The following is a 14,087-nucleotide window of genomic DNA, read 5'->3' on the forward strand; positions in this document are numbered from 1 at the left end:
CTCTTGAAGAAAATTACCCTCCTCTCGCTACTGTTCTGCGGAAGCGCCTTTTCGCAAATCATCAACACCGCGCCTTACATCTTAACGGTCAATGAACTCAAAGCCTGGACGGCAAACGGCCCCACGGCTTCGAACGATCTGATTGCCACCGAACCGTTGGCCACACGATTCACCAACACCGCTACCCAGTTCAACCCGGCACTGAGCAACGACATGCAGATTGCCTATTTGCCCGATGGCATGAACAATTTCGGGAATTATTACGGCGAGCAAAGTCAATTCAATCTATACAATTTCACCCATTGGGCGTATATTGACAAACTGATTTGGTTTGGCGGGACTTCGTCGCAGACCATCCAATTGCCTTCTTCGCCTTGGACCAATGCGGCGCACAAGAACGGCGTTAAGGTTTATGGCAACGTGTTTTTCGCCCCTACAGCTTTCGGCGGATCGACGGCCACTTTGCAGAATTTCCTCGAAGTAGACGGCAGCGGGAATTTTATCGCGATCCCAAAAATGGTCGAAATGATGCAACACTACCAATTCGACGGTTGGTTCATCAACCAAGAGACGGCAACCAATTCGACCGTGGCCGGGCAAATGCACGATTTCCTGCGCGACCTGACCACAGCGGTCGAGGCCGTGGGCAAGGAAGTGATGTGGTACGACGCGATGATCTTGAGCGGATCGGTGGGTTGGCAAAACAGGCTCAACAGCAACAACAGTCCGTTTGTACAGGATGACCAGGATGCCGACGGAACGTTTGAGACCCGTGTAAGCAGCAGTATTTTTATCAATTTCTTCTGGAGTGCGGCGGCCGTACCCAATGTGTCGCGCAACCGAGCCATCGCTATCGGGCGTTCGCCTTACGAGGTGTTTACCGGTGCCGACATCTGGCCCGACAGGAACCAGGGCAATTTTGAGCTCAACGGCAATACGTTCATGACCAATCTGCACAATGCGTCGGTTGGCGCGGTGACTTCGCTGGGTTTGTTTGCAACCAATTGCATTTACAACAGTTCGGTTTTTAGCAACTTCAACAACGACCCATCCGATGTGGATGCGTTCTACAATGCCGAAAAGCGCATGTTTGCCGGCATGGACGGCAACCCGGCGATTGTCGATGCGACGGGCTGGAAAGGGTTTGCCAATTGGGTTCCCGAAACCACCGTAATTACCGATCCTGAATTCCGAACCGATTTTTGTACCGGACACGGCAATAAAAAATTCATCCACGGGCAGCAAACAGGCAGCAGCCCTTGGCACAACATGAACGAGCAGGATATTTTGCCGACCTGGCAATGGGCCTTTACGCCGAACTCGGGTTTGAATGCGACCTGGGATTTTGAAGACGCATACAACGGCGGGAATTCCTTGAAAGTCAGCGGAAACCTCACAGCCAATGCGCCCGTAGACCTGATGCTTTTCAAGACAAAAATCCCGATGACTTTTGACATGGGCGTTGTTTCGAATATGATGATCCATTACAAAGAAACCAACCAACTGCAAGTAAACATGAAACTGTTGCTGGTGTTTTCGGATGAACCCTCGCAGAAATACGAGTTGACCATTAATGAAACCGGCGATGTTTGGGTGAATGGCGATACCGATACTTCTAATTTCCAAAACCGCGAACTGGCCGTGATTGGCCTGCGTTTCGAATCGGATGCGGATGTCGTGGGTTATTCGGTCAATATCGGGCAGTTGGATTTGGTAACCACTATACTCGGCACCGACCATCCCGATGCGGTTTCGCATTTCGTGACGGTTTCGTATCCGGATAGCGACCGCATCGATTTTACACTCAACTGGCCGAACGCACAACAAGTCAATTATACCGTATATGATTTGCAGGGCCGGAAAGTAAAGACCGACGCAATTGGTTTGAACCAAAAGACCACTTATGCTTTCGACGCGAATGGTTTGTCATCGGGGACGTATGTGGTCAAGTTTGTGGACCAGAACAACACGGTGGTGACGAAGAAAATCGTGGTGAAATAATGATCCCGCGTGAAGGATGGAGCGTTTGTTTGAGCTCTTTTTGCAGCCCGGATTTCGGCCGCAAAAAAGCGAGTCGCGACAGCCTGACGGCGGCCACCAAATGTCGACAAAAACACTTTGGCTGAACCGCCGGCACGCCCTACTTATAACCGTTTTAAACTAGCGCAAAGCCTTAAATTTAGAACCGATACAAATTATCGAGGCTTTATTTTGCGTAATTTTATAGGACAATCAAAACAGCAATACCATGTTATCACAAATTATCGAAAAAGCACTGAACAAGCAAGTACGGATTGAAGCAGAATCCTCACAGATATACCTCGCCATGGCCTGTTGGGCCGAAGCCAAAGGACTCGAAGGCGTGGCGCAATTCATGTACAAACAATCGGACGAGGAGCGCATGCACATGCTGCGTCTGGTGAAATTCATCAACGAGCGCGGCGGTCTGGCCAACATTTCGGAACTCAAGGCGCCGAACGTTTCGTTCAATACCTTCCGCGAGATGTTCCAGGAATTGCACGACCACGAGATTTTCGTCTCGGCCTCAATCAATGATTTGGTCGATGTGACGCTGCAGGAGAAAGATTATGCGACGCACAACTTCCTGCAATGGTACGTGACCGAGCAGATCGAGGAAGAAGCGCAGGCGCGCGCGATTTTGGACAAGATCAACCTGATTGGCGACGACAAGGGCGGTTTGTATTTATTCGACCGCGACATCCAGCAGCTTACGATTTACAATGTGGCCGGAACCCCAAAAGGTGGCGCTCAATAAAAGACCGCTGCCGCTGTTAGAAGAAAGACCGCTGTGCTCAAGAACCAAGACTCTTGAATAAAGACGGGGTTTGCGTGAGGGATGGAAGCAAGGTGCCGCGTCCCGAAGCGTCGGGACCTACAGCCCGGCGGCGCCTACAAATGTTGATTTTTAAGAAAAATATCCAAGCGCCTGACGCCCGACCAAAAACAAAACAAAAAGCCCATTCTTGCGAATGGGCTTTTTTATTGGATTGACCGTTTCTTATGCCTCGAAAGGAATGATAGAAACGTAAGACTTGTTGTCTTTCTTTTTCTGGAATTTTACAACCCCGTCCACTTTTGCGTGCAATGTGTGGTCTTTAGAAATGTAAACATTTTCTCCAGCGTTGTGCTTCGAACCTCTTTGTCTAACAATGATGTTACCAGCGATGGCAGCCTGGCCGCCGTAAATCTTCACGCCTAAACGTTTCGATTCTGATTCCCTTCCGTTCTTGGAACTACCGACACCTTTTTTGTGAGCCATGACGTTATCTTTTTAAAATTAATTATTTTCTTCAGTTGCGGTCTCTTCGGCTACTTCTTTCTTAGCGGCAGCTTTTTTCTTAGGGGCAGCGCCTACAGTGATTCCAGAAATCTGGATTTGTGTAAGGTACTGTCTGTGACCATTTTTCTTTTTGAATCCTTTTCTTCTTTTCTTTTTGAAAACGATTACTTTTTCACCTTTTAAGTGTTGTAACACTTTGGCTTCTACTGAAGCACCTTCTACAGCCGGGGCGCCTAAAGTGATTGTTCCGTTGTCATCAACGAGAAGAACTTTGTCGAAAGTTACTTTCGATCCTTCGTCGCCTGAAAGACGGTGAACATAAACCTTTAAGTCTTTGCTTACTTTAAATTGTTGCCCTGCTATCTCTACGATTGCGTACATAACAATGATTTATTTGTTTATAAAATGAGCGCAAATATACAACTAAATCCTATACACACAACCCGTTGCGTAATTTTTTTAGAAAATAGAACCAAGAGCCAAGAATCAAGACGTAAAATATTGGAATTTTGGGCGTTGCCTACGGCCCGGGCTATCGGCTGCCCGCGGTGCTTACCTCACACGAGCGAAGCGAACTGGCGAAGCAATCCCTAACGCAAACTCCCAACTCATTTCATTCACTGTCTAAAGACCGAGGCACAATCCCAAATTATTCAGACAACCACTACAATTCTGTCTAAAAATTTAAGCCTCTGAAAAATTAGCGCGAATTTGTTCATATTTGCCCGTTTTTATTTGTTCAGGTATCGAATAAAAATTTACATTTGGCGTAACAAACTTTAGCGTTTGATTACCAATACGAAACTTACCAATTATTAATCTTTTTATGAAAAAAACAGTAATGGCTTTGAGTGCTGCACTTACGCTTGGCGGAACCGTTACGGCCCAGAAAGTCAACTTTGAGGAATACGACCTCGACAATGGGTTGCACGTCATTCTTCACAATGACCCATCGGCGCCGGTGGTGATTACTTCGGTGATGTACCATGTGGGTTCCAAAGACGAAAATCCAGAAAGAACTGGCTTTGCCCATTTTTTCGAACACCTGTTGTTCGAAAGGCACGCAAAACATCAAACGCGGCGACTGGATGAAAATCGTGACCGGAAATGGCGGCATCAACAATGCCAACACTTCTGACGACCGCACTTATTATTACGAAGTTTTCCCATCAAACAGCCTCGAACTCGGGCTCTGGATGGAATCCGAAAGATTGATGCACCCGGTGATCAACCAGGTAGGGGTCGATACCCAAAACGAAGTCGTCAAGGAAGAAAAACGCCTGCGTTACGACAACCAGCCTTACGGTAAGTTCTTGGCCGAGGTCAAGAAAAATATGTTCTTCAAGCATCCGTACCGTTGGACAACCATCGGTTCGATGGAACACCTCGATGCAGCCAAGCTCGAGGAATTCCAAGCCTTCAACAAAAAATTCTACATTCCAAACAACGCCGTGCTCATCGTAGCCGGTGATTTCGACGGTGCATCGGCCCGCAAATGGATCAAGCAATATTTCGGCCCTATTAAAAAAGGCCCGGCGATCAAACGCGAAACCTTTACCGAATCACCGATTACGCAAACCCTCAAAGCCGAGTACCAGGATCCGAACATACAGATTCCGGCAGTCGTGGCGGCCTACCGCACCCCATCGATGAAAACGCGTGACGCCCGTGTGCTCGACATGATTTCAAGTATTCTGAGCGATGGAAAAAGTTCGCGTCTGTACAAGAAAATCGTCGACGACAAGAAAATGGCATTGCAAATCGGCGCGTTCAATGTGAGCCAGGAAGATTATGGTTTGTATGTGCTTTACGGATTGCCGCTCGGGCAAAACACCACCGAATCGCTCGTCAAAGAAATGGACGAAGAAATCGTCAAATTGCAAACCGAACTCATTTCTGAAAAGGATTACCAGAAATTGCAGAATAAATTCGAAAACCAATTCGTCAACAGCAACGCGAGTGTGGAAGGCATAGCCGAAAACCTGGCGACTTATTATTTATTGTACGGCGATGTCAATTTGATCAATACCGAAATCGACATGTTCCGCTCAATCACACGTGAGGAAATCCGCGAAGTGGCGAAAAAATATTTGAATCCAAATCAACGACTAATCCTGGATTATGTTCCAGCCAAAGACAAAGCAAATTAAAATGAAAAAAACAATCTTACTTTTATGCTTGTCTTTCACCTTCATTATGCAAGCACAAAACAGACCACAACCCAAACAGGGACCGGCGCCTTCGATAAAAATCAACAAGCCTGAAACGTTTTCATTGCCCAATGGGCTCAAGGTCTTGGTTGTGGAAAACCACAAATTGCCACGCGCTTCGTTCAACCTCTATATCGACAATGCGCCTTATGCAGAAGGCAGTAAAAAAGGTGTGGCGAGTATGGTGGGCCGATTGCTCGGAAACGGCAGCACGACGATTTCTAAAGACGCTTTTAACGAGGAAGTGGATTTTCTCGGGGCCGATGTGGAATATTCTTCCAACGGGGCCACGGCCAACTGTTTGTCCAAATACGCCGGACGCGTACTGGAATTGATGGCCGACGGTGCCTTGAACCCCAACTTCACCCAGGAAGAATTCGATAAGGAAAAAGCCAAATTGATCGAAGGACTTAAAACCGAAGAAAAAAGCGTCCCGTCGGTCGCCAGGAGAGTAGAAAATGTACTCGCCTTTGGAAAAAACCACCCGTTTGGCGAATATTTGAGCGAGCAGACCATCAACAATGTCACGCTCAATGACGTCAAGAACAATTACCAGGAATATTTCGTTCCGCAAAACGCGTATCTGGTCATTATCGGCGACGTCGAACTCAATGAGGTCAAACCGAAAGTCGAAGACCTCTTCGGTTCCTGGACCAATGCCTCCGCACCGAATCTTTCGTACAACGACCCGAAAAATGTACAATACCTGCAGATCAATTTTATCGATATGCCGAACGCCGTACAATCGGAAATCTCGCTCGTCAATACGGTCAACCTCAAAATGAGCGACCCTGATTATTTCCCCGCGATTGTCGCGAATCAAATCCTCGGCGGCGATTTCAACGGCTACCTCAACATGAATTTGCGCGAGGCGCATGGCTGGACTTACGGGGCCGGTTCGACTATAGGCTTCGGGAAATATGTCAAAAAATTCTCCTCCTCGTCATCGGTCAGGAATGCCGTAACCGATAGCGCGGTGGTCGAGTTCATCAAGGAAATCAAACGCATCCGTACCGAAAAAGTGTCGGCGGAAAACCTCAAGAACATCAAGGCGGGCTACATCGGACGTTTTGTGATGCAGATCGAAAAACCGCAAACCATTGCGCGTTATGCACTCAACATCGAAACCGAGAACCTCCCGGCCGATTTCTACGAAAACTACATCAAAAGCATCAATGCGGTCACAGCCGACGACATCCTGCGTGTGGCCAACAAATATTTCCTGATCGACAATACGCGCATCATCATCACCGGAAAAGGCTCAGAAGTATTGCCCGCACTCGAGAAACTCAAGATCCCGATTTTCTATTTTGACAAGTTCGGTAACCCAAGCGAGAAAATCGTGGCCAAAGCAGCCGTTCCGGCCGGTGTTACCGCCAAATCCGTCCTCGACAATTACATCAAGACAATTGGTGGCGAAAAAGCCTTGAGCGGTGTCAAATCGATCCTGACGATTTCTTCAGGAACCGTACAGGGCGCCCCAATGGAATTGACTTCCAAAACCACCACTGGAAAAATGTCGCGTGAGGTAAAAGTCATGGGCATGTCGATGATGAAACAGGTCGTCAACGACAAAGGTGCTTATACCGTCGTACAGGGCCAGAGAAAAGATTTGACCGGTGACGACTTGGTCGAGATGAAATCGGAAGCGCATCCGTTCAGCGAGCTCGCCTTGGCCAAAAAGACGGGCGTAACACTCAACGGCATCGAGGCCATCAACGGCAACGACGCTTATGTTATCAAAGATGGGAAAAGCACTTATTATTTCGATGTCAAGTCGGGATTGAAAGTTGCCGAATCCAAAACCATTGAACAGGCAGGTCAGCAGGTAACGCAAATGATTGCATTGGGCGATTACCGCGACGTCAAGGGCATCAAAATCCCTTACCATACGACGCTCAACATCGGTATGGAAATCGACCTAACCACCACGGACGTTAAAATTAATGAAGGTGTCTCCGACACCGATTTTCAATAATTGAGTATAGTTAAAGAGAGGAAAAGACCGTTGTAATGACGGTCTTTTTTATTTTTTGCTCGACAGGTAAACGCCCACCAAAATCACGCAGGCACCAACGAACTGCAGCGGCGACAACATTTCATTGTCGACCAATCCCCAAAAGAACGCCACGATTGGAATCAGGTAAGTCACCGAAGTGGCGAAAACCGTCGACGAGATCTTGATCAATCGAAAGAAAAGCAAATTGGCGACTCCGGTTCCAAAAAGCCCCAAAACAAAGACAAAAGCCATCGAATGTTGCACCTTGGACAGGTGAACCACCTCAAAAAAGCCCGTACAGCACAGAATCACAAAAGCCGGTACGATCATCGCCGCTGAATTTCCCGTGGCGATTGTCAGCGAATCGATGTCGGCCAGGTATTTCTTGACGATATTGACATTGAGCGCATAACAAAGCGTCGCGATGAAAACGAGAAAAACATAAAAGAAATTGGCCGTGGTTTGCGTATCGCTTCCGGTGAAAACCAACATCAGGCTGCCCAGAAAACCAATGCTCACGCCTATGATTTGGATTCTCTTGAAATTGAGGCCAAACACCAGTGCGCCCAGGATCAAAGAATTCAACGGCACCAATGAATTCAAAACGCCCGTTATCGAGCTTCCAATTTTCGTCTCGGCAATCGCAAACAAATAGGCCGGGATAAAAATCCCGAACATCGCCGTCAGGAACATGAATTTCCATTTGTCGCGTGGAATCTGCGGAAGCGTCCGAAACCCGATCACGAGCAGGAACATTCCTGCGAAAATCATCCGCAACGAACCCAATTGGTAAGGATCAAGCCCAATCAATCCCTTTTTGATCAGGATAAAAGAGCTGCCCCATATTAAGGCCATGATAATCAGCAAAATCCATTTGAGCTGTTTGTTGTCCATTTGTTGTGATTTGAGTCTCCAAAATTGTAATAATTTTATGAATTACCGCGCTATTATTTTTATATTTTTGTGGCGAGGAGAGACCAAACTTAACATTCAACATTCAAAAACTGATATTATGAATTTTACAAAATCATTATTGGCCATGGCGGTGTGCGGCGTATTTTTTGTAAGCTGCAAGCAAACCGACAGCGCGCCAAAGGAGGAAACAGCCGTAGCTTCTACCCAAAGCAACGCGCCTGCTAAAATGGAAACCGCCAGCTTCAACATCGACGGCATGTCCTGTGCCATCGGATGTGCGAAAACCATCGAAAAGAAATTGGCCGAAATGGACGGTGTAGAAAAAGCCGAAGTTGATTTTGAAAAGAAAACGGCTACTGTCGAGTTCGACGCCAACAAACAAACGCCCGAAACATTGGTTAAAACGGTAGAGGCCGCCGCCGATGGAAAAACCTACAAGGTTTCTAACGTAAACACTTCCGGAAACCACGCGGCACTTTACGTACAGGACCAGGAAAAAGAAAAGAAAGCCGACAAGAAAAAAGCCAAGAAAACAGAATCTTGTGCTACCGAATCAAACGGAGCCAAACCCGCTTGCTGCTCGGCCAAAAAGCATTGCTCAGCCGACGAGAAAAAGGCGTAATCTTTTAACTTAAAGAACCAAGAGCCAAGAACCAAGACCTGTAAATCTTGATTCTTGGCTCTTTTATTTTGTCTAGCAGCGAAACGTTCTTTCAGGCTACGCGGTCTATTTTTTCCAACGCAAACTCTCCATCAAATTCTGCATGTCGTTCTTGATGTAGCTCGCCGCCGGCATGACCGAATCGAAATTGGGCTTGGCATAAAAATACACCGAGCAGTCGATGAAATGTCTGGTGCTGTCGGTTACGTAGAATTGGGCATTGGTCGCCGCATTGCCGTTGACCTGGTAAAACATTCCGTAGACTTTATTGTCGCGGTTGATGAATGGCTGCTCCAAAATATCATCGGCTTTGATCACGTGCTCGTAGGTCAATTTTTGCGCGTCCTTGAGCAAGATATTGATGTTGTTGTCGACGGGTTTGTAGCTGATGTACACCGTGGCCTTCATCTTCGGGTAATGGATCTCGAAATTGCAATCGGGTTTTCCCTTGATGATCGCATCCGAATTCATGTCGAAGGTAAACGGGCAGTTGTTTTCGAAATGCACGTATTCGGCTTCGGTATAATCGAGCCGCAATTGGCTTGACGGTTTGGGAAGCGTTTCTTTTTTGCATCCAAAAACCGACAGCAATACGATGGAAACTACAAAAATGGTAATGGTGTTCTTAAGCATTATTCTATGGTAACCTTGATTTGTTTGACGCGTTTCTTGTCGACCGCCTCAATCGTAAAACGGTAGCGGTCGAAATTTATTTTCTGCCCCTTTTTGGGGAAATTGCCCAATATTTCGAGAATGAACCCGGCCAACGTTTCGGCTTCGCCTTTTCGTTGCTCAAAAACTTCTTCCTCGGCCTCGATGATGCGGCAAAAATCCTTGATGTTGATCTTGCCCTCGAACAGGAAATTGCGTTCGTCTATCTGCGAAAAATTGAGGTGTTCGTCGTCGAATTCGTCGCTGATGTCGCCCACGATTTCCTCGATCACATCTTCGAGTGAAACCAATCCCGAGGTGCCGCCGTACTCATCTACCACGATCGCCAAATGGTTCTTCATCGTCTGGAAATCCTTGAGCAGGTTGTCGAGTTTTTTATTTTCGGGCACGAAAAACGGCTCGCGCAACAAACTTTTCCAATCGAATTCCTTTTTGTTGATGTACGGAATCAAATCCTTAACAAACAATACGCCTTCGATCTGGTCGATGTTGTCGCGGTAGACCGGAATGCGCGAAAATCCCTTATCGGTGATTTTGGGCATGACTTCGGCAAATGTTTCCTCGATGTCGAGTGCAAAGATATCGATTCGCGGGCTCATGACCTGCTTGGTATCGGTATTTCCGAAAGAAACGATGCCTTCGAGGATTTTTTGTTCGTTTTGGGAAGTGCCTTCCGAAGACGTCAACTCCAAAGCCTGCGAGAGTTGGTCGACCGAAAAATTCGTTTTTTGCTTGCCGAGTTTCTTGTGCAGGTAATTGATCAATTTGCGCAACGGAATGCTGACCGGGGTCAAGATCAGGTCGAGAAAAGACAACGGTCCGGCGATGAAACACGCAAACTTGACATTGTTGCGGTTCGCATAAATCTTCGGCAAGACTTCCCCGAACAACAAAATGACGAAGGTAACGACGGCCACATCGACGGCAAATTTGAGAATCGGCGACGCGATCGCGGCGAAAATACCATGTCCAATGGCCGCGTACAAAATGACAATCCCGATGTTGACGAAATTATTGGCTACGACCAATGTCGCCAGTAGCTTTTTGGGCCTCTCCAGCAATTTCGAAATGATGTCGGCTTTTTTGGGGTGTTGCTGCGCGCAAAGGGTCAAATCATTCGGCGAAAGCGAAAAGAAAGCGACTTCGGCAGCCGAAACCAATGCGGAACACGCAAGCAGGATGAAAATGGCAGTAAAACCAAACAGTAAATTGGTGTCTATCGATTGCAGTAAACTGGGCTCAGGGTCCAAATTGGTACAGGTTGGTTAAACAATCAGAACGGCATGTCGTTTTCAGCGGCCGGATTCTGCGATTCGAAATTGGGCGTCTTGTCGGACATCCCTTTGTGGTCCATTTCTTTTTTGACGCTCAGGAACGTAAATTCGGTCACCTGGATTTCGGTGGTGTATTTGGTCGAGCCGTCTTCGGCCTGCCATTGGCGCGATTTGATGCGGCCTTCCACGTAAATTTTATCGCCTTTGGACAAATACTTCTCGCAAATCTCGGCGGCTTTGTTGCGCACCACGAGGTTGTGCCATTCGGTCGAGGTGATTTTTTCGTTGGTGGTTTTGTTGATGTAGGTTTCGTTGGTCGCCAGCGGAAATCTTCCGATGCAGTTGCCCCCATCGAAATAATGCATTTTTACCTCATCGCCCAAATGCCCAATCAATAATACTTTGTTTAAGGTTCCGCTCATTTTTGTATGGATTGTATTTGACCAAATTTAAGCAATTATTTGAAAAAAAAAGAGATTTTGGTTTTTGATTATTGAAGGCTGTAAAAATTAACAATTGCTACAGAAATACTGTATGTGTTTTAAGATTAAGCAAGTTACTTTTACCTTGTTTATGCTTTATACTATTAATTTAAATCCTTCACGCCATGAAAAATTTGTTATTAGCCGTTTTATCGTTAACCATTCTATCAATTCCCTTGCACGCCTTCAACAGACCGCCATCGACCGATAGCCGTTGCAATCTAAACACTTTAGAAGTCCTTTCTTTACCCGATGCCCGACTATTGGGTGAGGCTTGCCGAAAGTGGAATTTCAGCATTTCAGGATTTGGCGCCAGTATTTCAACTTCTGCAATTCTTTGTTGCCGTGCCAACAATACAAATTATCCCTATTTTACGTGCTTTGAAATTACGATGCCTACAGGCGGCAGTGGTTTGGTGGCCGATGTATTTCTAAACGATTTTGGAGCGGAAGCCAGAAAAATTTTCCAAGAAAAAAATCCAACGACGCTAACCATTTCAAAAAGTGACGCGAACGACATCGAAGGCAAGCAATATTACATCAAAAGCGACACTTATAAAATTGAAGAAAACGACAAAAAAGAAAAGTACATAAGAGTTACGCTTACGCTTGAGCCTGAAAAATAGTTTTGTCGTATTTTTACCATTCTTAAAAAACTGAAACTAATGAAAATCGAACATTTGGGTAGACGAATTTTGGCTTATTTAATAGACAGCTTTGTCGTTCAATTTGCCTGTGTCTTGATTACGGATGCTTTCGAACTGAACAAAAGATTAGGTTCATTCCTAGTGCTCAACAGGGAATTTGTCATTAGTTTCAGTTGTTATTTTATAATCCTCTTTGTCTATTTGGCATTGACGGATGCAGCATTCGGTGGCAGGACCTTGGGAAAAAGGATTTTTAAACTCAAAACGATCGGACAAAACGGGCAACCCTTATCGGTTCCTACCCGAATATTGCGTTCGTTTCTAAAAACAGTCACCCTTTCATTTTTGCTGCCCATGCTTTATTCGCTTTTTGGCAAACAAACTTTTCACGATTGGTTGGCTCAATCAAAAACGGTACGTACTCCTTAACTGTCTTTCCAGTTTTGTTCGATGAAATTGTGGATCACAATCGGAAACGGAAAAGTTTGCAATGCATCATAATTGATGGCGTTTTCAAGCACTCCGGCGACCTCGATTTTCCAGAAAACAATATTCAGGTTTTGATGCGTCAGTTTGTGGTTGACTCTTTTGGATTCTGAAACGGAAAGCGTTTGCGGAAAAAGCGTGGCCACTTTTGGGAGTACGAACTCCAGATCGGCTTCGGTTTCGGTTTCAATCAGTGGAAATTCGTAGAGGTTGTGCCAAATGCCTTTTGCGGTTCTTTTTTGGATGACCGAATTCCCATTTTCATCAACGACTACCAGATAATTCAAAAAGCGGTTTTTGACCTTTGTCTTTTTCGACTTGACCGGAAGCTGGTTTACTTTTTTATGTTTCAAAGCCAGGCAACCCGAATTCATCGGGCAAACACCACAATCGGGATTCTTGGGCACGCATTGCAACGCTCCGAATTCCATCATCGCCTGGTTGAAAATAGCGGGGTCGTCCTTGGGCATCAATGCCAAAGCCAGCGCCGAAAATTCCTTTTTGGCCGAAGCGTTGGCAATATCGGTCCCGATGTCAAAATAACGCGCCAAAACCCGAAACACATTGCCATCGACCACCGGAACCGCTTCATTGAAGGAAAAGGAAGCGATCGCGGCCGCGGTGTATTCGCCTACCCCTTTGAGTTTCAATAAATCGTGGTAGTTATTTGGAAAATTTCCACCAAAATCAAAAGCGACGATTTGTGCGGTTTTATGCAGGTTGCGCGCACGCGAATAATAACCGAGCCCTTGCCACAACTTGAGCACTTTTTCCTCGGGGGCGTTGGCCAAGTCGAACACGGTAGGAAAAGCCTCAGTAAAGGCAAAATAGTAGGGCATTCCCTGCGCGACACGGGTTTGCTGCAGCATGATTTCGGACAGCCAAATGTGGTAGGGATGGGTGGTATGGCGCCACGGCAAATCGCGTTTGTGCCGTAAATACCACGCGATAAGCGTTTTAGTGAAATTCATGTTAAAAATTTGGCTCGCAAATTTAAATGTTTATGTGATTAAATTTTAATGTTTTAGGTTGAATATTACAATTTTTAATTCCTATATTTGCACTCTCAAATTTTTACAATAATTAATAATACCGCAAGAAAATGACGAAAGCAGATATCGTAGCGAAAATTTCAGAAAAGTTAGGTCTTGAAAAAGGCGATGTTCAGGCAACTGTAGAATCTTTCATGGATGAAGTGAAAACTTCACTCGAGACAGGTGACAACGTTTACTTAAGAGGTTTCGGAAGCTTTATTATCAAAACCAGAGCTGAAAAAACAGGAAGAAATATTTCGAAAAACACGACTATTAAAATCCCTGCTCACAACATTCCCGCTTTCAAACCTGCAAAAGTATTTGTGGAAGGCGTAAAAACGAATAACGAAGCAAAATAATCTTATTAACTAATCACCTAAACCTTTTAGTATGCCAAGTGGTAAAA

At 45.9% G+C, this 14,087-nt stretch carries 14 protein-coding genes and 1 pseudogene; 8 read left to right on the forward strand and 7 right to left on the reverse strand.

The features are described 5' to 3' along the window. Window positions 1–3: 3 nt before the first annotated feature. A complete protein-coding gene (locus tag QM717_RS02595; protein WP_415034540.1) occupies window positions 4–2,001 on the forward strand; it encodes an endo-beta-N-acetylglucosaminidase in 1,998 nt (665 codons plus the stop codon). Window positions 2,002–2,248: 247 nt separating this feature from the next. After that, window positions 2,249–2,776: a ferritin gene (locus QM717_RS02600; protein WP_415034542.1), complete on the forward strand. Its 528-nt coding sequence runs from the start codon at window positions 2,249–2,251 to the stop codon at window positions 2,774–2,776. Window positions 2,777–3,019: 243 nt separating this feature from the next. Here QM717_RS02600 and rpmA read toward each other — a convergent pair whose 3' ends face one another. Further along, complete coding sequence (gene rpmA / locus QM717_RS02605) at window positions 3,020–3,280, reverse strand: 50S ribosomal protein L27 (protein ID WP_091143777.1); 261 nt, start codon at window positions 3,278–3,280, stop codon at window positions 3,020–3,022. Window positions 3,281–3,298: 18 nt separating this feature from the next. Then, window positions 3,299–3,682, reverse strand: a complete 384-nt coding sequence (gene rplU, locus QM717_RS02610; RefSeq protein ID WP_415034544.1) for a 50S ribosomal protein L21 — start codon at window positions 3,680–3,682, stop codon at window positions 3,299–3,301. A 445-nt stretch (window positions 3,683–4,127) separates the two neighbouring features. Between rplU and QM717_RS02615 the strand changes: the two are divergent. Both QM717_RS02615 and QM717_RS02620 read left to right on the forward strand, forming a co-directional pair. Further along, a pseudogene (locus tag QM717_RS02615) lies at window positions 4,128–5,451 on the forward strand (M16 family metallopeptidase). Window position 5,452: 1 nt separating this feature from the next. Further along, window positions 5,453–7,489: a M16 family metallopeptidase gene (locus tag QM717_RS02620; protein WP_415034546.1), complete on the forward strand. Its 2,037-nt coding sequence runs from the start codon at window positions 5,453–5,455 to the stop codon at window positions 7,487–7,489. A 48-nt stretch (window positions 7,490–7,537) separates the two neighbouring features. On the opposite strand, the gene QM717_RS02625 is transcribed toward QM717_RS02620, so the two are convergent. Then, window positions 7,538–8,404, reverse strand: coding sequence for a DMT family transporter (locus tag QM717_RS02625; RefSeq protein WP_415034548.1), 867 nt, complete (start codon window positions 8,402–8,404; stop codon window positions 7,538–7,540). Window positions 8,405–8,522: 118 nt separating this feature from the next. Here QM717_RS02625 and QM717_RS02630 point away from each other — a divergent pair, with 118 nt between their 5' ends. Then, entirely contained in the window at window positions 8,523–9,047 is a 525-nt protein-coding gene (locus QM717_RS02630; protein WP_415034550.1) for a heavy-metal-associated domain-containing protein, read from the forward strand. Window positions 9,048–9,152: 105 nt separating this feature from the next. Here QM717_RS02630 and gldD read toward each other — a convergent pair whose 3' ends face one another. From gldD to QM717_RS02645, 3 genes are read right to left on the reverse strand one after another with little or no spacing between them, the layout of a single operon-like run. Next, window positions 9,153–9,719 carry a gliding motility lipoprotein GldD gene (gene gldD / locus QM717_RS02635; RefSeq protein ID WP_415034552.1) on the reverse strand — a complete coding sequence of 189 codons (567 nt, stop codon included), beginning with the start codon at window positions 9,717–9,719 and terminating at the stop codon, window positions 9,153–9,155. After that, window positions 9,719–11,008, reverse strand: a complete 1,290-nt coding sequence (locus tag QM717_RS02640; protein ID WP_415034554.1) for a gliding motility-associated protein GldE — start codon at window positions 11,006–11,008, stop codon at window positions 9,719–9,721. The genes gldD and QM717_RS02640 overlap by 1 nt, the downstream gene beginning before the upstream one ends. A 23-nt stretch (window positions 11,009–11,031) precedes the next feature. Continuing rightward, complete coding sequence (locus QM717_RS02645) at window positions 11,032–11,454, reverse strand: single-stranded DNA-binding protein (RefSeq protein ID WP_415034556.1); 423 nt, start codon at window positions 11,452–11,454, stop codon at window positions 11,032–11,034. A 185-nt stretch (window positions 11,455–11,639) separates the two neighbouring features. Here QM717_RS02645 and QM717_RS02650 point away from each other — a divergent pair, with 185 nt between their 5' ends. Both QM717_RS02650 and QM717_RS02655 read left to right on the forward strand, forming a co-directional pair. Beyond that, window positions 11,640–12,140 carry a hypothetical protein gene (locus tag QM717_RS02650; protein ID WP_415034558.1) on the forward strand — a complete coding sequence of 167 codons (501 nt, stop codon included), beginning with the start codon at window positions 11,640–11,642 and terminating at the stop codon, window positions 12,138–12,140. A 39-nt stretch (window positions 12,141–12,179) separates the two neighbouring features. Further along, window positions 12,180–12,590, forward strand: a complete 411-nt coding sequence (locus QM717_RS02655) for an RDD family protein (RefSeq protein WP_415034560.1) — start codon at window positions 12,180–12,182, stop codon at window positions 12,588–12,590. On the opposite strand, the gene mutY is transcribed toward QM717_RS02655, so the two are convergent. Further along, complete coding sequence (mutY, locus tag QM717_RS02660) at window positions 12,587–13,618, reverse strand: A/G-specific adenine glycosylase (RefSeq protein ID WP_415034562.1); 1,032 nt, start codon at window positions 13,616–13,618, stop codon at window positions 12,587–12,589. The two genes, QM717_RS02655 and mutY, sit on opposite strands and share 4 nt — an antisense overlap. Window positions 13,619–13,749: 131 nt before the next feature. On the opposite strand from mutY, the gene QM717_RS02665 reads away from it, so the two are divergent. Beyond that, window positions 13,750–14,040, forward strand: a complete 291-nt coding sequence (locus QM717_RS02665; protein WP_091143810.1) for an HU family DNA-binding protein — start codon at window positions 13,750–13,752, stop codon at window positions 14,038–14,040. Window positions 14,041–14,087 lie beyond the last annotated feature (47 nt).

This window comes from Flavobacterium sp. (genome assembly GCF_047602195.1).
Lineage (GTDB): Bacteria > Bacteroidota > Bacteroidia > Flavobacteriales > Flavobacteriaceae > Flavobacterium.